Genomic DNA, 21,609 nt, shown 5'->3' on the forward strand with positions numbered 1-21,609 from the left:
GACTAAACGGAACAACAAGATTACGGAACAAAAAGACGACCAACACCCATCCAGGTTTCGATATCCAGCAAGATTTCGAGAATGCGGTCAACACAACGATTTCGATAGACTCGATCGGCTAAAAATCGATCGGCATCTCCAATCGTAATCACAGGTAGGGAATCCACTGTATTTTCTTCTCGGATTACCTGTTCTAAAGAGTCTTCACCCTTTATGCTGCGGTTAGCTGTAAGCAAAATCATCTGATTTTCTTGAGCAAGTCTCCAAACAACTCGATCGTTACTGTCGATCGACAAATTCATCTGCTTGAAAGTTACAAAACGAATTGATAGTAGATTTAACCAGCCTTGACTTGCTATATTGCCCAATAAAATCTCTGCATGACCTCCCAGATTGTGATCTATTAGAAAATTCATGCTTCTAGTTCGTGTTTGGCTTTTTGCTCTCGAAGTTTTGCCCAAAGAGCCTCTGTACCAGGTTTAGGTGGCATCGCTGCAACGCGGGCAGAATGTTCTCGATTGCGCTCTTCCCAGTAATGCTGAATTTCCTTAGCTTCCCTTAAAACAAGTTGATATTCTGTTTCAACTTCTGCACGATTTGCCTCAATGTATGATATGGCAATGTTAATCTGATCTTCTGTTAAGTCAAATAAGCCACGGATAAACTTTGGGGGATACTGAGCCCTCAAGTAGTCCATTACATCATAGAGGGTGATGCGCGTACCAGAAATTGTTAGTCCGCGCTCTGTACGGATGATATTTTGTTGATTGTTGGATACTGAAACTATATCCATAGTCTTTGAAACAATCTAAGAAATAATTCTATTATACCTCACAAATTTGTAATGTCGTGTTTCTAGCAATCTTTGAGCAAATTTACCATACGATCGCCCTGGTTTTGGCTGCGCCGACTCTTGCGGTTAATCCTGCCGCAAATTATGCAAGTCGGTACAGTTTGTTAGCCCGATCGCCCTGTCCGGCTGATTTGGAAGCTTTAGTCGATCGCCTGTTGCCAGATTTGCCGAGTTATGCTAACCGCGTAATTGTGCGATCGGGCTTTGCTCCTAACACTAACACACCGCCCGGTTACGTACCGCGTCAAATAATTTTAGCAGGTCGCCCGGAGTTTGAACCGCTACCTTTAAATTTTGAAGAACCACTTCCTGAAAATGCCAGTCAAGTTTTTATTACTACTTTGGAAACGCAGTATCGCGGAGGAAAACGAGTCGAGATTCAGCAATATCACTGGCTGTTTTTAACTAAAACTGAGAAGGGGTGGGAATTGGTAAAAATTGTTTCTCGGTTTGGTACAATGGCGGATGTTCGTCCGTTGTTGCAACTAGAGGACGAGAAAAGCGCAATTGCTGAGGCGATTCGTTTGTGGTTGCGAGATTGTCGTGCAAAATGAGAAGTGTAAATGGCTAAAACTTTAGGCAGGCGCACAGAAAACCCAAAAACACATGATACCTTTATTGTCTATCTAAAGAGAACGACCATAATAATATTAGTTCGTAATGAGGGGTGCGAGTCAAGAGTCATGGATGCGGACTAAAGTCCTCACTACGAACCGTTTTTATTGCGGGTAATTCAGCTAAGATAATATAGTTAACGATTAACTTACTGCTTTGAATTCATCCAATTTGGCTTTTACTGTCTGCATATCTTGCCACATAAACCATTTTGGTGTCTCGGGTTCGCGGGAGGGATTTCGCAACAAGTAGGATGGGTGAAAAATTGGCATACACAAACGTCCTTCCCATTCAATCCATTGACCTCGGATTTTACTAATTGGTCGCTTATCGCTTAACAAACCTTTCAGGGCTGTTGCACCAGTTAATAAAATGATTTTGGGGTCTAAGATGCGAATTTGTTCGAGCAAGTATGGTTTGCAAGCTTCGATTTCTTTGGCTGTGGGAGGGCGGTTGTTGGGTGGGCGACATTTGATGACGTTGGCTATGAATACGTCGGTTTCTGTGCTCAATTCTACGGATTCTAAAATCTTATCTAACAGTTGACCCGATCGCCCGACGAAGGGTAATCCGGTTTCATCTTCATTTTGTCCGGGCGCTTCTCCCACAATCAAAATCGAGGCTTGAGGATTGCCGCGCCCGATGACGGCGTGAGTGCGGGTATTTCCCAATTCGCAGCGGTGACAGCGGTTGCAGTGTTCGCCGATTTGTTCCATGTTTTGATAGGTGCCGGCGGGAATGGGAATTTTGGCATTTGCTGGGATTGAGTCGTTTTGGAAAGCGGCACTTTGATTGCTATCAAACAGGCTGAGTTGCAAGTCGCTGGACATATGTTTAAACAGTTGACAGTTGACAGTTGATAGTTGACAGTTGGCAGTTGACAGTTGATAGCGAAAATCAGATCTAGGTTTTGCTGTAATTGTCTGCTGTCAATTGTCAACTGCTAAAGATGAGGGAGATTTTTCGGAAGCTAGAGTTTATAGTTTAGATCGGGTTGGCTCTTACAGGCAGGAATATGTTGTCTATTCCGTTTTTTGACGATCGCGCCGATGCAGGCGAAAAACTGGCCGAGGCAGTTGCAGACGAGCTCTGCCAGTTGAATTTAACAACACAGGATACTATTAAACCGATTGTTTACGCCTTGCCGCGCGGGGGTTTGCCGGTTGCTGTACCGATTGCGCGCCGCCTGGGCTGTGCTTTGGATGTAGTAGTTGCAAAAAAAATTACTCGCCCAGATAATTTGGAATTGGCGATCGGGGCTGCAACTGCTGACGGCGAGGTTATCTGGCAAAAGCAAACTCAGCAAAATTTACGCTTGCAAAAATCAGCACTCCAGCAGGCTGAAAATAGCGCTCAATCTCTGTTGGCAGATTTGGCTTCGGGACGGCCCAATGTCAGCGCGGCGGGGTCATTGGCGATTTTGGTGGACGATGGGATTGCGACGGGGATGACGGTGGCTGTGGCGGCGCAGGCTTTGCATTTGCAGCAACCGGCTGCTTTGTGGATTTGCGCGCCCGTCGCCCCGCCAGAGTTGATGGGATTTTTGGCCGAAATCGCCGATAAGTCGATTATTCTGGAGACTCCTCATCCTTTTTACAGTGTCAGCCGATTTTACGCCCAGTTTCCGCAGGTGGAGACGGCGGAGGCTTTGCTGTGTTTGCAGCGACAGATTGAATGGCGATCGTAGGTTAAGCTAGAAGGCTACATCCAAAAGCTCGATCGTTAAAACATGAGAAGTTGGGAATATTGGTTGAACACTGTGATTCTGTCTAGCCAGCAAAATCCGCCTCGCTTTGTTGAGTTGGTGATGTTGACTTTGGCGATGATTTTTCTCGGGCTGTGGGGTGTAACGTTGCAGTGGCAGTATTTAACTCTGTCTTTGAGTTATATCATTGGTTCGTCTTTTTCGATTTTGGTGCGGGAATCTATGGGGCCGCGGCCTCAATTTCAGTTAACTCATTTGACTGCATTGTTGTTGTTAATTATCAGTTTTTATAGTTTTGCTGAATTGATTAGATAGTTGAGGGGTTTTGAACAAACCACAGGCTGGATGCTTGTTCCACTGAGGAAGAGGAACTCGATGGTTGATAGCAAATCCGGCTGTACCGGAATGATTGAACCGCAGAGGCCGCAGAGGACACAGAGGAAGAGAGTAGAGAGATGAATCATGCCGATGAGGAGGGGATTTGAGATTGCAAATCATTAACTCTTATCTACTGATTCGATTGATGTAAAATTAGGCGATTTCCGGCTGGATCGAAGGCATAGATTTCTAAGCCGTGAGAAGCTTTAATAATTTCTCCGGCGGGCGGATATCCTAAGGCCCAGATTCGGGCGATCGCAGTTTCGATGTCGCTGACTTCTAAACACAAACTCATGCCTGTTTTTGCCCGATTTGCAAATTCCGATTTGTGGGAGTCTTTGGGTTTGAATATGCCGAGTCTTAAGCCGGGGAGTTGAAATTCAGCATAGGTATTCGGAATATAGGGGTTTGGTTCTAGGTCGAGAAATTTTGTGTAAAATTTAACGAGAACTTCTTTGTCAATGTCTGCTAAAGTCACGAAGGCGGCGCTGTATTGGAAACTCATATAAATTTATAATGGGGAATTGGGGGAATTGTGTTCAATCATTGGTATGTGACTAATGGCTGTGGCGAAAATCCTAAACTAGATTATCATATTCTAATACAACAAATATTTCTCTATGGAACTCACCAATTTTATTGCTCTGTCTGTGATTGTTGTGGCTGCCCTGGGGATTGGCATGGGAACAATGACTTGGGCTTACTCTGGTAAGGGCAGTATTTCTGTACTGTTTAAAGAACCTATTTTAAACTCGCCAGAATTTCCCGATACAGACAGCGGTAGGAAAGCTGCCGCTTATTTCCAAGCTGGAATTGAGGCTTATCAGTCGGGAAAGTACCGCAAAGCTCAAGATAAATTTACTAGCGCTTTAGCACAAATTTCTGGCTTGGCTGAAGCTTACCACAATCGCGGTTTGATTTTTGCGAATTTGCGATCGGATGGCGAGGCTGTTGCAGATTTGATCCGTGCTAGCGAATTATACCAAGAGCAGGGTAATGGAAGTGCGATCGACAGCATCAAACAAAACCTGGCAGCGTTGAAGCAGCGCAAGTTAGAACGGGAGAAGCAAAAATAAATCAAAAAATAATAACGAAATTCCCGGCTTTTTTAAGAAGTCGGGAATCAGAGAAGGCAAGCTGAATTTACGTTTGGTGCCAATCAAATTTAAATATTAGTTATGATTTTTAAAATAGTCTTGTATCTTCGATTCTGTCAATTTGAGCAATCAACATTTCTCGGCTACAAGCAACGTGTCGATAATTAGTAATTGGATCGTAAGCTTCCCATTCTTGAGTTACTTCGCTGTCTTGCCACATAAACCATTCGCGATAAATTTCGCCTTCATCAATATCGCCGCATACAGCCAGCCAATCATCTCCTCCCAAACTGCTGTAATCTCCTCCTACTAAGTCGATCCAAGCAGCAGCGATACAATAGTCGATGTTACTGTGAGAATTCATCCCATGATTGTTGGAATTAATTTTTTGAGAGTGTACGGAAGTTTCGGGGAAGCAAAGAGTAGATTTCATATGTTTTTCCTGAATGTCATGTTGTTACTTTAGAAAAAATCCCTGAGTCAGGGTGCTCGCAAAATGCCACTATCCCTACCTACACACTTTTTCGCTCGATCGCGGATGACGGGCGATCGCACTCAACCTTTTGTGCTGTATAACTTAAGAGTCTGTTTCTGCGTACAAGCAACAGACGCTAAATTCAGCCAATTCGCCAAGTGGCACAAGGGCGAAGCTGGAACCCATAGTTAGGAATCCAGGACTAAGGTTATACTTGCTCAGGGGGTGAGTTTCAGTACAGTTTGCAAAGTCGATCGATAATTAATCAGGTCAATATGCTAGAGCTTCACTGCCATACAACTTACTCCGACGGTACTCTCACCCCCAGCCAACTCGTAGCAGCCGCCGCTGCCTCAGGAGTTAGGGCTTTAGCCATCACGGATCACGATACGATGTCAGGCTGGGACGAAGCCTTCGCCGCCGCTAGCTTGTACGATATTGAAATAGTACCCGGACTGGAACTGAGTACGGTACATAACGGTCGATCGCTGCATATTTTAGGTTTTTATCCCGATGCCAACAAGCTGCGAGCTCCTTTGAACGATCGCCTGGAAGGACGGTTTCGGCGATCGCAGGAAATGGTAGACAAATTAGCAGCAATGGGATACGCGATCGAACTTCCAGCCACATCCCCGGGAATGGCACCGGGAAGGCCTCACATTGCTAGCGCGCTGGTACAAGCAGGTTACGCCAAATCATCGCGGGAAGCCTTCGACAGGTGGCTGGGAGATGACGGCCCCGCCTACGTGCATTACGAGAAATTCTCGATCGCAGAAGGCATCGATTTACTCAAGAGTTGCGGTGCAGTTCCGGTATGGGCTCACCCTTATTTGTTTCGTGGCGGCGCGGTTGAGGAAGTCTTGAAAGAATTAGTAGATGCTGGTTTAATGGGAGTTGAAGTATACCATCCCAGCCACAGTTCCAGCCAAATTCATAAGTTAAAACAATTGTGCCTCGATCGCGGTTTGCTGATGACAGGTGGCAGCGATTATCACGGCCCCGAAGTAGAAAGAAATGAAAGAAAAGGTGTTGAAACTACTCACTTGAATATGCTGCATATACCGTTAGAATTGCTAGAACCGATTAAAGTTGCTGCGGCGAGTTTAAAATAATAACTGTAGTTACTGTAGGGTGCGTCAGTTGAGAGCAGAGTAAATCGAAATAATCAAGTCATTCTGACGCACCCTACTACTAATAAAAATCAAAATTAACATGAATTAATGTGAAGTTATCGAGCAACTTCTGTCGATCTAATGTTAGGGTGGTAGTAGCGTTCAACTACTCAATGGAGCTGATTATGAGTACAGAAGACAGAGCAAAGGCGATCGGCAAAAACGTAGAAGGCAAAGCTCAAGAAATTTTCGGTAACATCACCGGCAACAAAAAAGATCAGGCAGAAGGCAAAGCAAAACAAGCAGAAGCAGCCGCCCGCCACGCAGCAGAAGATGTGAAAAATGCTGTTAAAAATATGGCGGATAAGGCTAAAAAGGCGATCGACAAATTGTAAGCTGTCGGGCATCTAGATTGTAATTGTGGGGGCGGGCGAGACGCCCGCCCCACAAGAGATAGAGCTTTCATTTAAGATTGAAATACATTTTGGGCGATCGAATGCTGTGTAGTGAATAGGGTTCGATCGAATTTATTGTTGGAATTTGCAGAAACTGATTGACTCCTGCGACATCTCTTCAAAAGCGCAATGGAGAAGTCCCTATGATGGTTAATTATACAACTGAAACGGAGAAAGCTTGGTATAAGTCTCCTGCGATTGTCGCTGCTGTGGGTGTCAGCGCGATCGCCCTTGCAGCCTTCATTTACCCAGAACTCGCCAGTCAACCCATTGTACACTACCGGGCTGACGATAATTCGCTGTCAGCCGATCGCTACACCTTACAGCGACAAACCCACTGTCAACTCAGCAGCCAACATTACAAACCCGGAGATACCGCTGTTAGCATTCCGTTTGCCGATCGGGCCGTCGTCACCAAAACCATCTCCATTACCAATAGTTTAACGCTAATGGGGGAATGTCAACACAATGGGCGATCGATTACCAACAAACAACCCGGAACCTCTCTTGTTGCCTTGTTGGAACGCAGTCAAAGTGCCATTCAACAACAGCATCAAACCAACAAAAATCCAGGCATACTAACCATTGTAGCCAATGACTTTGAGCCGCGTCAAGGGGAGCGGGCGATCGATTTTAGTCGAGTCAAAACCCTCGTTGATGACATCGAAAAACAGGGAGTAGTTATCTCATTCATCATACCTCAAGGTCAATTATACGAAAACTTAACTAACGAGTTGAGCAGCAAAGAGAGTGTGTGCGTTTTAGATGAAAGCAAAGACGAAGATGCAGTAAGGCGCTCCATGACACCTTGCATTGACGCAGCCTTTACCAAAGCCAGAAAAATGACAACTAAATCCAATTAATTGTATTCGGATATTTCTTAGTCCGCGAAGGCGGACTTTGTGTGTGTAGACGCGGTTTCAACCGCCGAGTCATAGAAGGGATATCTCAAATATCCCCTTTATTTCTTAGTCCGCGAAGGCGGACTTTGTGTGTGTAGACGCGGTTTCAACCGCCGAGTCATAGAAGGGATAGCCAAACATTTCTCCGAATTCTGCCTAAACCTGCAACCCGCAGCGACACTATCTTATCAAGCAAAAACAACGAGATAAAACCAATGAACTCCACCAATAATCACTATAACTCTACCGCCAGCATCGTAGCATGGCAATACCTGCACCAAGAATTGACAGCCCTACTCCCCGAACAAATCAAATCCCAAATGAGTCAGCGGGAAAAAGGATATGCAGAAGGAGAAAAAGCCAAAACACGAATTAACGACTTAACCCCCTTAGCCAAGCGCAACCCCAACCCTGAAACCAAGAAAATAGTCAATATTTTGGTAGGATTAATCAGTGCGATTACCTTCAGTGCAGGGGCGCGAATATTGACTTCCGGCATGGGAAGTATGAGCATTCCAGCGAGTTTCTTCATCGGCGGGGCTGCGGGAGTAGTAGCAGATAAAAAAGTGATGAAAGTCATGGAGCATTCTCGCAAGAAAAACAGCACTCAGCAAGCATTGCAAGATATCCAAAAACAAAAACAAGCTCATCCCCCCAAAAATGAATTTGGCGAACTTTATTACGAATCTCAAACCGCCTTAGTGCTACAAGTAGAAGGTCAATTTTTGAATAAACTACCCTTCAGCGATGTCGGTTTAGCGCTGGGATTGAGTGGCACCGAATACGCTATGTCTCTGGGGATTGTAATCGGGTTGGGATTGCCGGGGGGAATTGTCTTAAATGCGATCGCCGCCAGCCTACCCGTGGTAATGTTATGGGGAGCCGCATCACTGCAAAACGACGCCTTTGAAATGCCCGGACACGCCCGCTCATTAATTGGACAATACGAAAGCAGCCTCCCCCAAGAAATCACCGAAATCGAAGCAAGTCAGATTAGTGGAATCGACGAAGAAGTTGCTCTGAAACAGCGAGAACTCGCCTATGAGCAAGCCTTAAACCTGCGTCGTGAAAAATTTGTCAGCGAAGGCGATACCAGCGGGCGACTGAAGAATTGGGACATGGTAGAAGCCGACTTTCAAATCGGCTGGTATTTGACCGAAAAGCACCAAATCGAAAAAGAACAAGACGAGAAACGGGAACAGCGGTACTTTAAATTTAAAGAGGATGTTGGTCAAATTGGCGAACAATATGAAGCACCCGCCGGTACTTATTCCCCAGAACAAATGGCCCAGTTAAAAATCGAATGGGTGGAAGTCGAAGAACAAAAAATGAAGGAAAGTTTCGCCCACGACATTCAGTGGTTGAATCACAAATACGGTAACAAAATCAAGCATTACGAGGAGGAGATTGTCGGCGCAGAACGACGGTATACCGAAGCCGAATCTCGGTGGCGGGAAGAACGGCATTCTAATGCAATGAAGGATACTGTTTAAGATTGAAACCCTCTGTATCTCTCGTTTGTATCGCAGTCTAGATCCCCCTAAATCCCCCTTAAGAAGGGGGACTTTGATCGGAGTCTTGTCCCCCCTTTTTAACAGACTTTGAAAGCTCTTGTCCCCCCCTTCTTAAGGGGGGCTAGGGGGGATCTGGCCTTAACCATCAAACAGCAGTCTCTGATTGGGTTTGACCTTAAATTGACACGAAGAAGAACACGGTGCGATGTCCTTCCATCGGGACACCACAAAAAAACTTTCCCCGAATCTGCATAAACCCCCCAACACCCGCGACATCAATATATCAACACCCGAAAACTGGACTATGACGAGACACGATCCCCCCGTCAAACCCTTACCCGGCTTAGTTCCTGTCGCCACAACCTTCAACTTGTGGCAGCATTGGCAACTCAAGCCGATTTCCTTGACTTTGTTACTCCTGGCACGTTACAGCATAATTTTCTCTGGGATAATTGAATTACCCCCATGCGATAGCAACGTGCCTGTGAACAACGACGAACAGTTACGCGAACTTCTACAACTTTTGAAAGACTCCCAACAGGGGAGTCAGGAACAAGAAAGACTCAAAAATCAATTGTGCAAACTCATTCCTCATTTGCCCGGAAGTCGCAAATATAGGGAACCTGACCCTAAGATTGATTTTGATGGAGCACTGAATGAAGCCTATGCCGGTTTTTTCACAACGCTGCCGAATTTTTTGCGGGGAATTGACCTCGATAATATCGCTGATGATGTGTTGCGAACTAGAGTGGTTAGACGGTTCAATCAAATTATTCAGAACAAAGTCTGTAACCAATATCGCAAGTTAAAACGGCAACCTTTTACTTTTAGTTTGGATGCTCCAAATAAGAGAAAAGATGGTGAAGAATTTGATGATGAAGGAATGGCTGACGATACTACAGAAACCGGAATTGAGCAACTGATTGAGGAAGAACAAGCGAAAAATCAGCAGCGCCTCGGCCTCCAACTTTGGCAGTATATCGAAGATGACCCGGATGGAAAACTGCGAAACTGTTATCCCGACAACAAACCGGAGGCTAATTGTCAGGTACTAGCACGGCGATTGCTGTTGAAAAACCCTCCAGATTCATTGTCTGTAATTGCCAAGGAGTTGGACATTAACTATCAAACTCTCAATTCTCACTGGAATAACAGAAACAAAAAGGATTTGAAGGGTTTGCCTCTTCTCAAAAAGATTGCACTTGAGTTTGGATATCAACCGGAGGAATAATGGTGAATAGCATGGATACTTATTTGTTAGAAATTCCTCTGGAGCAAACTGCCCGCAATTTGGCTTTGCAATTTGCTTCGGAGCAAGCTAATCCGCAAAAAGGGAAACGGGTTTATTTCAATACCTTGGCGGTTTGGGCGGTCAATTATTTTTTGGAATGGATGGAACTGGAAACCGATATTAACGGTGGCGATAGTTGGCATCAAATCGATCGGGCGATTTTGGATGTCGCCGATTTAGTCTTACCGGGAATTGGCAAAATAGAATGCTGTCCGGTTATGCTTGGAGAAACGGCGATTTCTCTGCCAACAGTGCGGGAAAATCGCATCGCTTATCTTGCCGTTGGCTTTGCCGAACCTTTCGATAAAGTGAAACTTTTAGGGTTTATTCCGGCTGTGGAAATTCTGGAGGAAACTGAAGAGATTTCTCTAACTAATCTCAAACCAATTGAGGAGTTGTTGGATTATTTGGATCGAATTGAGTTAGCAATTCCGCTGTTGCAAGGTGAAATTGACGAGTTGCTATCGGATTTGGCGGCAGATGACCCCGTACAAGCACGAGTGCGGGAGAATTTGCAAAACAAATCTATTGCTGAAATTGTGGCAATTTTGAATGGAGTTTATCGCAGTAGTGAGAAATCTGACTGGGGATATGAAGGGGGGAAGGCTTTAGCGGGAATTGGTGCTAGTAGTGGAGGTTTGGGAGGTATAAATCGATCTTTATCTGGTCATCAATCTTCAGATATTGATACGAAAGTTGAAGCTAAAATGAATCGGGTTGCTAAAAAGTGGATGAAGAAATTAGCTGAGATTTGGGGAGATGGCGATGATTCTGCCTTATCATAAACCTGCAACATCCCAAAAATATGGGTAAATTACCATGACTTGTAGGGGCGGGTTCACCAACCATTTATGATTAAAATCAAGAATATCAAAAACCCGCCCCATCCCCGCCATCAATACCGAAATACCGTCAAAATATGGCGTTTTTGGGGTTGGTTGGTGGGGTGGGGGCGGGTTTTTTAAGATTGTTTGTTTGTGGCGAATATGGTTGTGAACCCGCCCCTACAAGATGTGGTTTTTTACATCAAATATCCAAACAAATTCCCATGATTCGTAGGGGCGGGTTCACCAACCATATCTGATGAAAATGCACCATCTTGTAAACCCGCCCTCCCCAACGAGAGATCTCGAAAAACATCAAAATATTGCGTTTTTGGGGTTGGTTGGTTGGGTGGGGGCGGGTTTTTTGAGATTGTTTGTTTGTGGCGAATATTGTTGGCGAACCCGCCCCTACAAGATATGGTTTTTCTGGCTCGTGCTAAAATAATTTTAGCCATTGTGTCAAGCACAGGTAAAATATTGCATGAAAACAAGATGACTCAAAATAATTTGCTGTCTCGCATCTCAATTGACTCGAATATCTGTTTTGGCAAACCCTGTATTCGAGGCCATCGCATTTGGGTTTCTCTGATTCTTGATTTTCTCGCTAGCGGCATGACTGTGGAAGAATTGCTGGAGGAATATCCGGGAATTGAACGAGAAGATATTTTCGCTTGTATTGCTTATGCGGCTGAGTTAGCAAGAGATTGTTATGTCGAAATTCCTGTTGGTGAAACAAAGGTAGTTGCAGGGTGAAGTTAAAACTTGATGAAAATTTGGGTAGCATTCGCGTTGTTTCGCTGTTACGTTTGGCTGGGCACGATGTGGCGACTGTACGGGAACAAAATTTGACTTCAACGGTGGATGGATTGTTGATTGATATCTGTGGAAGGGAAGGTAGATGTTTGGTGACTTTGGATAGGGGGTTTGGCAATCGCCTCCGCTATAATCCTTCTAATTATTCTGGGATTGTGTTACTGCGTCTGCCTTCTCAAGCGAAACCGCAAGATTTGCAAGCGGCTGTAGAAATATTAATTCGCGGATTGGATGCGGCAGAAGTTGCGGGTAAATTGTGGATTATTCGAGGGGAACAGCTTTTGGAGTATCAAGCAATATCGGAAGATGAAGGTGTTAATTTCTAAGAGTGGATGGGTGGCGAGAAACCGGGTTTCTACGAGTTTTGTAGTTGAGTGACGAGAAATCTCCCAAGAAACCCGGTTTCTGGGAGTCGGTGGGTAGCGAGAAACCGGGTTTCTACGAGTTTTTTGGTTGAGTGACGAGAAATCTCCCAAGAAACCCGGTTTCTGAGACAAGGTGGGTAATTGCTGAAAACATTTTTCCGGGAATTTTGCATAAATTTTCCCCAAACTGGCGATATATATACATACACCATTCAAGGTAAATTCCTATGGACGAACAACGCCTCGCCGCCTATCTCCAACTGATTCAAGCCCTGCTTGAGTGCCCTAACGGTGAAGAAGATGATATTCTCAACGCCCATCGAGAGTTAGTGGATGCCGATTTTGTGCAAATCATGGAAGCGGTGGCGGAGAATATGGCGGCAGAGGGCAACTCGAATGCAGCTTGGTTGCAGAATCTGGCGGTACAACTGGCAAATTATCTCGGCAATACGGCAACTCCTGAAGAGTATTTATCTTTCTTGATGGAGGTGTTGCAGGCGATAGTTAAAAGTGATGGAAATCGTCAAGTTATCTATCCGCTATTTCAGCGAAATCTGGATAATTTAAATTTAAATCTAGCTAATTTTATGCAAACTTATGTAATTGAAACATTCAACAAAGAATCCTCTGAGCAGCAACTGTTTATTGCAGCAATTATTGGCAATTTCGGTAATTTAATTCAGGAGTTTCCCCTGGGAACGCGATCGTGGAATTTAGAAATAAGCATTGCTTGTTATACCGCTACCTTAGAAGTCTACAAGTGCGAGAAGTATCCCGAACAATGGGCAACGACTCAAATTTGTTTGGGGGTTGCCTATAGTAACAGAATAAAAGGAGTCAGGGCTGAGAATCTCGAACGGGCGATCGCCCATTATATTGATGCCTTAGAAGTTTACAAGCGCGAGAATTATCCCGAACAATGGTCGATGACTCAAAACAATTTGGCAATTGCCTATAGTAACAGAATAGAAGGAGTCAGGGCGACGAATATTGAACAGGCTATCGAGCGTTATAAGGCTGCCTTAAAAGTCTACAAGCACGAGAATTATCCCGAACAATGGGCAAAGACTCAAAATAATTTAGCGACTGCCTATAGTAACAGAATAGAAGAGGTCAGGGCGGCGAATATTGAACAGGCAATCGCTCGCTATACTGCTGCATTAGAAGTCCTTACCCGCGATAATTATCCCGAACAATGGGCAGAGACTCAAAATAATTTGGCGGTTGCCTATAGTGACAGAATAGAAGGAGTCAGGGCGGCGAATATTGAACAGGCTATTACCCGTTATACTGATGCCTTAAAAGTCCTTATCCGCGATAATTATCCCGAACAATGGGCAACGACTCAAAACAATTTGGGTCTTGCTTATAGTAACAGAATAGAAGGAGTCAGGGCGGCGAATATTGAACGGGCGATCGCTCGTTATACTGCTGCTTTAGAAGTCCGTACCCGCGATAATTATCCCGAACAATGGGCAACGACTCAAAATAATTTGGGGACTGCCTATAGGGACAGAATAGAAGGAGTCAAGGCGACGAATATTGAAGATGCGATTTATTGTTTTCGTTTGGCCTTAGAAATTAGCACTCCTGTTGCTTACTCTTTCAACTGTCTCAAAACAGCTAGAAACCTCGGCAATACCGCTTTCTCTGCTGGTTTCTGGGATATCGCCCTGGAAGGATTCGACCAAGCCATTCAAGCAGTAGAAAAAAGCAGAAGTTGGGCAACTTCCGACGACATCCGCCAACAGATGATAGCAGAATCCATCGGTGTTTACGAAAAGGCAATTCAAGCTGCTGTCAACAACAACCAACTGGAAAAAGCGATCGAATATTGCGACAGAACCCGTGCTCAGCGGTTAGTCGATTTAATGCACAGCAATGACGTGTATGCTAGCGGCGAAATTCCGCTGGAAGTGCAAAAGTATTTGCGGGAATTTGAAGCGAAGCAGCGGGAAATTGACGCAGAAGTCGAACAACTCCGCAATCCATCGGAGGGGAATAAGGGATTAGCTGGTGTGGGGAGTTCGTCACGGAGTCGGGCCCATACTGAAGCTTACACGGAGAAGATTAAAGAGTTGGAAGGGGAGAAACAGCTAATCTGGGAAAACATCCGCCGTTTAGATCCGGTTTTAGCGGGACAAGTTCAAGTAGATCCGATGCACTTTGCGGCAATGCAGCGGTTGATTGATAATTCCCAGACGGCAATTCTTTGTTTTTATACTACGGATGATGACACTCATGTTTTTGTGATTTATAAGGATAAAGCGCCGCAGATTCACACTTGTCATGGAGAGGGTTGGGTAAGTTTTCAGCAGTGGATTGATGAGGGTTGGTTATCGCCTTATTTGAAGGATCGGAAAATTTGGCAAGAGGGGATGGGTGAGTTTTTGTCTCAGTTGTCGCGGCGGTTGAAGGTTGATGAGTTGATTGGTAATTGTTTGGAGGGAATTCAGGAATTGATTGTGATTCCGCATTTGTATTTGCATCAGATTCCGCTGGCGGCGTTGCCGGTAGAACCCCCCCAACCGAGGAGGGCGGGCACGGGGGCACCGCCCCTACGAAGGGGGGGGCTTAAGAATCAAGATTCTGCCCTTGGTGTTGGAGAAGAACCCCCCCAACCCCCCCTTGGTAAGGGGGGGCTTAAGAGTGAGATTTCTGCTCTTACGAAGGAACAAGAGTCTCTTCTTTCTCCCCCCCTTAGCAAGGGGGGGCCGGGGGGGGTTCTTAGCGATTATTTCCTGCTGCGTTACGTACCCAGTTGCCGAATCTTGGAGTATTGCCATCAACGCCCAACCATCGAATCGCCGAAATACGGGATTGTGGAAAATGCCACGGATGATTTGTACTTCACTCCTTTTGAGTGCGAACAAATTGCCACAATTGTACCTGAACCTCAGCGCTTAAAAGGAAGTCAACAAGCAACAATCGCCACCTATCGAAACCTCGCCCAAAATGTGAATGTCATGCACTCCAGCCACCACGCTGTTTCGCGTTTGGACAATCCTCTGGAATCGCGGTTGTTTTTAGGTGATGGCAGTATCACGTTAGGGGAATTGATGACTCCTGGTTGGCGTTTGCCGCAGTTATCGGATGTGTTTATGTCTTGCTGCGAAACTAATTTAGCTTCGACGGGAATTACCGATAATCTGCTGAGTTTGGGTACGGGGTTTTTGTGTGCGGGGGCGCGGAGTGTGGTGAGCACTTTGTGGGCGGTGGATGATTTTGCTACTGCGCTGTTTTCGATTTTTTACTATCAGTATCGTCTGGAAGGTTTGAGTCGCCCGGAGGCTTTGTGGCGGGCGCAGGTGCGCTTGCGGAGGATTTCGGGGGCGGAGTTGAAAGGGCTTTATCAACCGCAAATTGATGCCCTGCTTCCGAAAATTATTGGGGATTTAAAGTGCAAATTGAATCTGGTACAGGAAGAATTAGAAGAGTTGGAATCGCAGCAGGATGAATATGAAGGCGGTACGGCTGAGTATCAAGAGTTGGAGGAGAAGTTGAACAAGAAAACGGAGGAGGAAGTTGAGATTCGGAAGCGAAAGGAAAGATATGAAAGTTTGGTCAAAAATCTTTATAATATGTCAAATCCTTTTGATGATTTGAGTTATTGGGCGGGGTTTATTTGTCAGGGTTTGCATTGATTGCTGGTGTTTAATCGTGTCAACAAACACGTCAGACACACATTCCGGCAGGGGTTGAAACCCCCGCCTCATAGCGAAAGTCCTCTAAAGAGGACTGATGAATTTAACAGTCCTCTTCAGAGGACTTTCGCTATGAGACAGGGAATTAATTCCCTGTCGGACTTTCGGTTTTACCCGCTATTTCACCTACATTTATCCGCCTAAACCTGCGCTTAAAACTCCGGTTCCGCGGCCAAAAGTTCGATCGCCAAATCCATCTTTTCCTTCCCCCGCGCCAGAAAACCTTCGCACTCCTGCAAACACTCCACAGCCACTGCAAATTCCTTAAAAACCTCTTCTAAAGGCAACTCTCCCGACTCCACCCGATCGATAATTGCTTCAATGCGATCGACCGTTTGCTCGTAATTCCAGTCAGACTGACGCAACTTCGACTTAACCATAACATTTATTCAGCATCCAAAACTTCCACAATTTTAACCTTCAGCACACCGCGACTCAACCTTACAGTCAACTCTTCGCCCAATTCCAAACCCTCTGTTTGGCGGACAATCGTACCGTCACCTTGGATTACCGCCGCATAACCCCTTTCCAAAACCGCCGCCGGATTTAGCGCCGCTAACTTTTCTTGCAATACCTCCAGTTTACCAGTTGCTTGCCGCAAAGTTCGCGATGTCGCAGGCAACTGTTTTAAACGATTTTGTAACTGTTGCAAATGTTGTTCTTCCTCCTGAAATCTTGCCCTCACAACACTTGCTAAGTTTAGCATTCTCTGCTTGTGTTCCCAGTAAATATCTGCCAAAATTGGTACGGCTTGAGCCGCCGCAGCCGTCGGAGTATGGGCTCGTTTATCTGCTACTAAATCTGCCAGAGATTCATCTCTTTCGTGGCCGATTCCTGTAATAATTGGGATTGTGCAATTGGCGATCGCCCTGACAACTCTTTCATCGTTAAAACAAGCCAAATCTTCCGCAGCACCCCCGCCCCGCCCTAAAATTATGACATCCGCCCTACCGTCCAATTCTACACGCGCGATCGCCCTGACAATCGCAGCAGCAGCCAAATCTCCCTGCACTCCTGTCGGCGACAGCAACACCTGCAAACCCGGATATCTCTGCGCTAACGTGCGCTGAATGTCTCCCCAAGCCGCGCTGCTATCGGAAGCCACAACGGCGACAATTTGCGGGTGTGCGGGGATTTCGCGCTTTCTCGCCGGATCGAAGAAACCCTCAGCTTCCAAGCGCGATCGCAATTGCTGCAACCGCAAAGCCTCCAATCCTTCCCCACCCGGTAGCGATTGCACCACAGTCAACTGGTACTCGCCACGATTTTTGTACACCCGGATGCTTCCCAAAACCAGCAATTGCTCCCCTTTTACAGGCATTTGCATCAATTTTTGCCGCTGCGAATTCCACACCACGCAGCGAATTGCAGCGCTTTTGTCGGTGTCGCACAGAGTGAAAAAGCAGCCGCTGGCGTGCTGGGAAACGTTCGATACCTCGCCGATCAGCCAAACTGATTGCAAGTTGCGATCGCCCTCCAGCAACTCTTGCAGGTATGATGTTAGTCCGCCCACCGATAAGGTTGTGTCAGGGAAAATTGAATTCATTAAATAAATGTAGATTTGAGTTTTGAGATTTGAGATTTAGGCTACTATATCTAAGGTATTAATTTGTAGGTCTATCCTCTGCGAGGGCTTCTCTACCGACGAAGGTAAATTAACAGCAAACAAACTAGTCAGTAACTCAGCTCTCTCATAGACTGAGCTTGTAAGAAATTGCAAGCTATACTGACCAGCCTAAGTCTTAACTGACTACGTTATTTGGGTCACGACACCGGAGAATGATCCGCTAGTTTTCCGCTCTGTCGCTAGTAGTTAAACAGTTTTAAAGTCACTGAAACAGTGCTGCTAGCCTAACAAGCCCTTATAACATTGACCGACAAGCGAACATTACCCGAAAGGGATTCGGAGACAACCATATCTCCATAGAGGGGCAACCATACCCCTCTAACCCCGAAAGGGGATTCAAGGCGGTTGAAACCGCTCTTGGAGTTTCCCTCTCAGGGCTGAAGCCACTGAGTCTCCCACTTACCGAACTGTTTTATGATATCAGATGTCATGACTTCGATGAATGTGCTGCGCCAAGAGGCTGCGGCGATCGGCATTACTGATGCCGAAGCCAGAAAATATGGCGATCTCAGACATAAAAGAACTTGGTCTTTGGCGATCGAACATCACCTCTCGATGCAAGATTTTGCCGATCGCGAAGCCCTCGAAGCAGATCGCACAGCATCCGATTCTGACAGCGCACTCAGCCACTCTCAGACACAAGAGTCTAAAGACTACGGCATTCAACTAACGGCGAACCTGGGTGAATCTGGAGTCAAAACAGAGAACAAAACAGCATCTGGGGCTTCGTCGCAACAGCCAGAAAGGGCGATCCTCTTCGAGGGCTTCGCTAACGGGCGATCGCACCACAATTCCGATTACCGCACCAACCAAAACCGAGGTTTTAAACAAGTAGTTCAAAACCACATTAAAGCCTTAACAATTGCCTCAGCCTCCCGCACTATTCATATAAATTCACAACTGAATAATTGGGTTTGTCCTGAGTGCAGCCCAAAGGGCGAATCGGGTTGTCACCTGTGCGCCGGAGAAGGCACCGTCAGCGACATTGCAGCTATTGGCTGGACACTCGCTTATATGGAAATGTTGGGATGTTCTGCTCGCGAAATAGAACCCCTCAGGAAAATTTCGCAGGCGTCCGAAACCCTAGAATTGAATTTAAAATCTTGTGTTGCTATCAAGAAAAGTACCGAGGTTTTAGCGCGTACAGAAAAATGGTTGATTCAGTTGACAGTTGACAGTTGACAGTTGACTTGGAATTAAGAGGGTTGGATTAATGAATAGTCTGATTTTAATTTCTACCTACAATGGTTCCGGCTTTAAACCAAGTCTTGCTGGTAGTTGGCAATTCGTAATTGGTAATATCACATCATCATCCCCTCATTTCCTGTCGCTAACAAACAACACGGATTCTAGTTTTTTTAAAGCAACTTCTAAATCGTCATTGATAACTTGGAAGTCAAATTCGCCCGCAGCTTCAATTTCCTCTTTAGCCCGCAGCAACCGACGGGCGATCGCAACTTCGGAATCTTGACCTCGACTCCGCAGCCGCCGTTCCAATTCTTCCCAAGAAGGAGGTAAAATAAAAATTCGCAAAGCTTCAGAAAACTTATTTCTAATTTGCCTTGCTCCTTCGAGCTCAATTTCCAGGATTACCAATTTTCCCTCGCCGATTCCCTGTTTGAGAGCAAAAAATGGAGTACCGTAAAAATTGCCAGCAAACTCAGCCCATTCAGCCAATTCGCCAGCCTCAACCATTTCCTCAAAGCGGCTGCGGCTGACAAAATAGTAGTGTTTTCCCTCAATTTCTCCGTCACGAGGCTTGCGAGTTGTCACCGATACCGAAAGATATAATTCGGGATGGCGGTTGAGGAGCGATCGCACTAGGGTGCCTTTCCCCACACCGCTAGGCCCCGTCAGAACAATTAATTTACCGGATTTCATTTTTAGAAGACAAACGTGTCACAATTTTAGTTTTCGCTTACTCTAGACTTTGACATACTCCCCACCGATGAATCGGGGGGATTCTTATTCATGGTTCATCGAAGTCCACTTACAGTATCAAATTGCTGATCAACGGCAGCGGTGGTCTTCTCCCCATGCTTTCCCGATTTCTCGGCGGATTCCTCTTGCCCAGAGGTACCGTTTTTATTCCACTGCACACCAAGAATATTCAATCCTTTGTACAAAATATTTAGAGCCGCGTTGGTATCGCGACAAATTTCAATCTTGCAACTAGGACATGAATGAGTTCTAGTGCTGAGAGACTTTTTGACTCTATGGCCGCAATTAGAGCAGTCTTGAGATGTATAGCTTGGCGATACTGCCACAACTGCTTTATCCCAAATCTTGCCGTAGTAGTCCAACCATTGAGTGTATTGATACCAACCAGCATCAGAAATAGACTTAGCCAAGTGGTGATTTTTGACCATGTTCGCAATCTTTAAGTCTTCATAGACAACCACGTCGTTAGAGTGGACTACGCACCGGGCAAGCTTTATTGCCCAGTCTTTACGCTGTCTTTGTACTTTCAGATGGATTCTACCCAGTCTTTTCCGGCAAGAGTGATAGTTCTTTGATTGGGGCTTTGCACCCTTTACAAATTTCTTGCTTAATCGTCTTTGGGCTTTCTTGAGTTGTTTTTGGGCCTTTCTCAAGAACTGAGGATATATCACAGCATTATCGTTTTGGTCTTTGGTGAAAAACTTCAACCCCAGATCCAATCCTACGACATTGCCAGAATACTCGCCTTGCTCTTTGCGCTCTGCATCAAAACAGAATTGGGCATAATACCCATCTGCTCTGTGTACTATCCGCACGCGGTTAATTTTCAATCTCTGCAAATCTTCCTGAGTTTCATTGTTGCAAAATATTGATAATGTTCCAATCTCAAAGCCATCGGTGAATGCGATCGATTTGCAATCATCCGATAGTTTCCAGCCTGAAACTTTATACTCGACAGAGCGACAATGTTTTTTAAACTTTGGGAAACCTTTCTTGCCTACACCTTTTTTACATCGCGTATAGAAATTAGAGATAGCAGCCCATGCACGTTCTGCACTAGCTTGACGAGCGGCGGAGTTAAGCCTTTTAGCAAAGTCAAACTCCTTGGCTAAATCTTTACATATGCTGTACAGATCGGCTTTACTCGTACCTTGATTATCCATCCAATAGCGAAGGGCTTTGTTCCGAATGAACTGGGCCGTTCGGATGGCTTGATCAATGGCAGAATATTGCTCTGCTGTACCGTGTTTTAGCTTAGCTTCTCTAACTATCATGGAGCTATGATAACATAGTTTTATCCAGAAAAATATAGATAAATATTTTCAACGATGAATTATTACTCTATAGCCCACTCTGCCGAACACAGCCGTGGAATCGCTTGGCTGGCGACGGTCGTCGCAGCCGAGTTCATCCCTAGCCTTGAAAGGCGGGGCTTTCCTCTCGCCTTTCGGTAAGTGCTCAAATTATAACCGACAAACCTCAATCATCCCTACCTTGAGCGTCTTTGCCGATCGCAAAACGATTAGCAACGGTTTCCGGCTGAATCGCCGAGAGGATAACGTGACTCGAATCAGTAATAATAACCGCCCTCGTGCGGCGGCCGTAAGTAGCGTCAACCAGTTGTCCGCGCTCCCGCGCATCAGTAATTATACGCTTAATTGGCGCTGACTCGGGACTGACAATGGCAATCACTCGGTTAGCCGACACAATATTACCAAAACCGATATTAATTAATTGAATATCCATGAATATCTCAATCTATAGGTGAACAAGTAACTATCAATCCTTACTTATCATCATATATAAAAATATATTTTCTGGCAAGGCTAAAATTATTCATAACAAAAAATTTTAAATTTTTACCTTCATTTTTTGCTCTTTTTTGAAGCAGAGTCTGCCGATCTTTATCAAAACTTTAAAAAACTACCGCTGTTGACC

Annotated in this window: 25 protein-coding genes; 15 read left to right on the plus strand and 10 right to left on the minus strand. The window is 45.4% G+C overall.

The features are described from left to right. Positions 1–20: 20 nt before the first annotated feature. Both QZ918_RS06345 and QZ918_RS06350 read right to left on the minus strand, forming a co-directional pair. The gene (locus QZ918_RS06345) at positions 21–416 is read right to left on the minus strand and encodes an ACP S-malonyltransferase (RefSeq protein ID WP_293332503.1); all 396 of its coding nucleotides are present in this window, start codon (positions 414–416) and stop codon (positions 21–23) included. Further along, on the minus strand, positions 413–793 hold the full coding sequence (locus QZ918_RS06350) for a DUF433 domain-containing protein (protein WP_367275265.1): 381 nt from the start codon (positions 791–793) through the stop codon (positions 413–415). Before QZ918_RS06350 ends, QZ918_RS06345 begins: the two co-directional genes overlap by 4 nt. A gap of 56 nt (positions 794–849) precedes the next feature. Here QZ918_RS06350 and QZ918_RS06355 point away from each other — a divergent pair, with 56 nt between their 5' ends. After that, complete coding sequence (locus tag QZ918_RS06355; RefSeq protein WP_293332506.1) at positions 850–1,407, plus strand: hypothetical protein; 558 nt, start codon at positions 850–852, stop codon at positions 1,405–1,407. Positions 1,408–1,611: 204 nt separating this feature from the next. Here QZ918_RS06355 and QZ918_RS06360 read toward each other — a convergent pair whose 3' ends face one another. Then, positions 1,612–2,298: a uracil-DNA glycosylase gene (locus tag QZ918_RS06360; RefSeq protein WP_293332509.1), complete on the minus strand. Its 687-nt coding sequence runs from the start codon at positions 2,296–2,298 to the stop codon at positions 1,612–1,614. Between the two features lie 185 nt (positions 2,299–2,483). Between QZ918_RS06360 and QZ918_RS06365 the strand changes: the two genes are divergently transcribed. Together QZ918_RS06365 and QZ918_RS06370 are read left to right on the plus strand one after the other, a co-directional pair. Next, positions 2,484–3,155 (plus strand): phosphoribosyltransferase, encoded by a 672-nt coding sequence (locus QZ918_RS06365; protein ID WP_293332512.1) that lies wholly within the window; start codon positions 2,484–2,486, stop codon positions 3,153–3,155. A 72-nt stretch (positions 3,156–3,227) separates the two neighbouring features. After that, a complete protein-coding gene (locus QZ918_RS06370; protein ID WP_367275267.1) occupies positions 3,228–3,488 on the plus strand; it encodes a hypothetical protein in 261 nt (86 codons plus the stop codon). 193 nt (positions 3,489–3,681) lie between these two features. Here the strand turns inward: QZ918_RS06370 and QZ918_RS06375 are convergent, their stop codons facing one another. Further along, a complete protein-coding gene (locus QZ918_RS06375; protein ID WP_293149520.1) occupies positions 3,682–4,056 on the minus strand; it encodes a VOC family protein in 375 nt (124 codons plus the stop codon). Positions 4,057–4,171: 115 nt separating this feature from the next. On the opposite strand from QZ918_RS06375, the gene QZ918_RS06380 reads away from it, so the two are divergent. Further along, positions 4,172–4,627 carry a tetratricopeptide repeat protein gene (locus tag QZ918_RS06380; RefSeq protein WP_293332518.1) on the plus strand — a complete coding sequence of 152 codons (456 nt, stop codon included), beginning with the start codon at positions 4,172–4,174 and terminating at the stop codon, positions 4,625–4,627. A 109-nt stretch (positions 4,628–4,736) separates the two neighbouring features. Here the strand turns inward: QZ918_RS06380 and QZ918_RS06385 are convergent, their stop codons facing one another. Beyond that, positions 4,737–5,081 (minus strand): hypothetical protein, encoded by a 345-nt coding sequence (locus tag QZ918_RS06385; RefSeq protein WP_293332521.1) that lies wholly within the window; start codon positions 5,079–5,081, stop codon positions 4,737–4,739. Between the two features lie 63 nt (positions 5,082–5,144). On the opposite strand from QZ918_RS06385, the gene QZ918_RS06390 reads away from it, so the two are divergent. From QZ918_RS06390 to QZ918_RS06435, 10 genes are all read left to right on the plus strand, one after another. Next, on the plus strand, positions 5,145–5,315 hold the full coding sequence (locus QZ918_RS06390; RefSeq protein ID WP_293149526.1) for a hypothetical protein: 171 nt from the start codon (positions 5,145–5,147) through the stop codon (positions 5,313–5,315). Between the two features lie 83 nt (positions 5,316–5,398). Further along, positions 5,399–6,235, plus strand: coding sequence for a PHP domain-containing protein (locus tag QZ918_RS06395; protein WP_293332524.1), 837 nt, complete (start codon positions 5,399–5,401; stop codon positions 6,233–6,235). 185 nt (positions 6,236–6,420) lie between these two features. Next, entirely contained in the window at positions 6,421–6,630 is a 210-nt protein-coding gene (locus tag QZ918_RS06400) for a CsbD family protein (protein WP_293149530.1), read from the plus strand. A gap of 203 nt (positions 6,631–6,833) precedes the next feature. After that, complete coding sequence (locus tag QZ918_RS06405) at positions 6,834–7,553, plus strand: hypothetical protein (protein ID WP_293332529.1); 720 nt, start codon at positions 6,834–6,836, stop codon at positions 7,551–7,553. A gap of 254 nt (positions 7,554–7,807) precedes the next feature. Then, entirely contained in the window at positions 7,808–9,085 is a 1,278-nt protein-coding gene (locus QZ918_RS06410) for a hypothetical protein (protein WP_293332532.1), read from the plus strand. 325 nt (positions 9,086–9,410) lie between these two features. Beyond that, on the plus strand, positions 9,411–10,337 hold the full coding sequence (locus QZ918_RS06415; RefSeq protein ID WP_293332535.1) for a hypothetical protein: 927 nt from the start codon (positions 9,411–9,413) through the stop codon (positions 10,335–10,337). After that, complete coding sequence (locus tag QZ918_RS06420; protein WP_293332538.1) at positions 10,337–11,182, plus strand: DUF1822 family protein; 846 nt, start codon at positions 10,337–10,339, stop codon at positions 11,180–11,182. The genes QZ918_RS06415 and QZ918_RS06420 overlap by 1 nt, the downstream gene beginning before the upstream one ends. 417 nt (positions 11,183–11,599) lie before the next feature. Then, positions 11,600–11,974 (plus strand): DUF433 domain-containing protein, encoded by a 375-nt coding sequence (locus QZ918_RS06425; RefSeq protein ID WP_527250389.1) that lies wholly within the window; start codon positions 11,600–11,602, stop codon positions 11,972–11,974. Continuing rightward, positions 11,971–12,360, plus strand: a complete 390-nt coding sequence (locus QZ918_RS06430) for a DUF5615 family PIN-like protein (RefSeq protein WP_293332541.1) — start codon at positions 11,971–11,973, stop codon at positions 12,358–12,360. Before QZ918_RS06425 ends, QZ918_RS06430 begins: the two co-directional genes overlap by 4 nt. A gap of 266 nt (positions 12,361–12,626) precedes the next feature. After that, a complete protein-coding gene (locus QZ918_RS06435) occupies positions 12,627–16,043 on the plus strand; it encodes a CHAT domain-containing protein (protein WP_293332544.1) in 3,417 nt (1,138 codons plus the stop codon). A gap of 212 nt (positions 16,044–16,255) precedes the next feature. Here QZ918_RS06435 and xseB read toward each other — a convergent pair whose 3' ends face one another. Both xseB and xseA read right to left on the minus strand, forming a co-directional pair. Beyond that, on the minus strand, positions 16,256–16,483 hold the full coding sequence (xseB, locus tag QZ918_RS06440) for an exodeoxyribonuclease VII small subunit (protein WP_293332547.1): 228 nt from the start codon (positions 16,481–16,483) through the stop codon (positions 16,256–16,258). Positions 16,484–16,488: 5 nt separating this feature from the next. Beyond that, on the minus strand, positions 16,489–17,649 hold the full coding sequence (xseA, locus tag QZ918_RS06445) for an exodeoxyribonuclease VII large subunit (protein WP_293332550.1): 1,161 nt from the start codon (positions 17,647–17,649) through the stop codon (positions 16,489–16,491). A gap of 495 nt (positions 17,650–18,144) precedes the next feature. On the opposite strand from xseA, the gene QZ918_RS06450 reads away from it, so the two are divergent. Next, a complete protein-coding gene (locus QZ918_RS06450; RefSeq protein WP_293332553.1) occupies positions 18,145–18,912 on the plus strand; it encodes a hypothetical protein in 768 nt (255 codons plus the stop codon). A gap of 135 nt (positions 18,913–19,047) precedes the next feature. Here QZ918_RS06450 and gmk read toward each other — a convergent pair whose 3' ends face one another. From gmk to remA, 3 genes are all read right to left on the minus strand, one after another. Next, positions 19,048–19,611 carry a guanylate kinase gene (gmk, locus tag QZ918_RS06455; protein ID WP_293332556.1) on the minus strand — a complete coding sequence of 188 codons (564 nt, stop codon included), beginning with the start codon at positions 19,609–19,611 and terminating at the stop codon, positions 19,048–19,050. A 95-nt stretch (positions 19,612–19,706) separates the two neighbouring features. Further along, entirely contained in the window at positions 19,707–20,945 is a 1,239-nt protein-coding gene (locus QZ918_RS06460; RefSeq protein ID WP_293332559.1) for an RNA-guided endonuclease InsQ/TnpB family protein, read from the minus strand. Between the two features lie 205 nt (positions 20,946–21,150). After that, entirely contained in the window at positions 21,151–21,417 is a 267-nt protein-coding gene (remA, locus tag QZ918_RS06465) for an extracellular matrix/biofilm regulator RemA (RefSeq protein WP_293332561.1), read from the minus strand. Positions 21,418–21,609 lie beyond the last annotated feature (192 nt).

The sequence above is a fragment of the Microcoleus sp. CAWBG58 genome (assembly GCF_020883045.1).
Taxonomy (GTDB): Bacteria; Cyanobacteriota; Cyanobacteriia; order Cyanobacteriales; family Microcoleaceae; genus Microcoleus.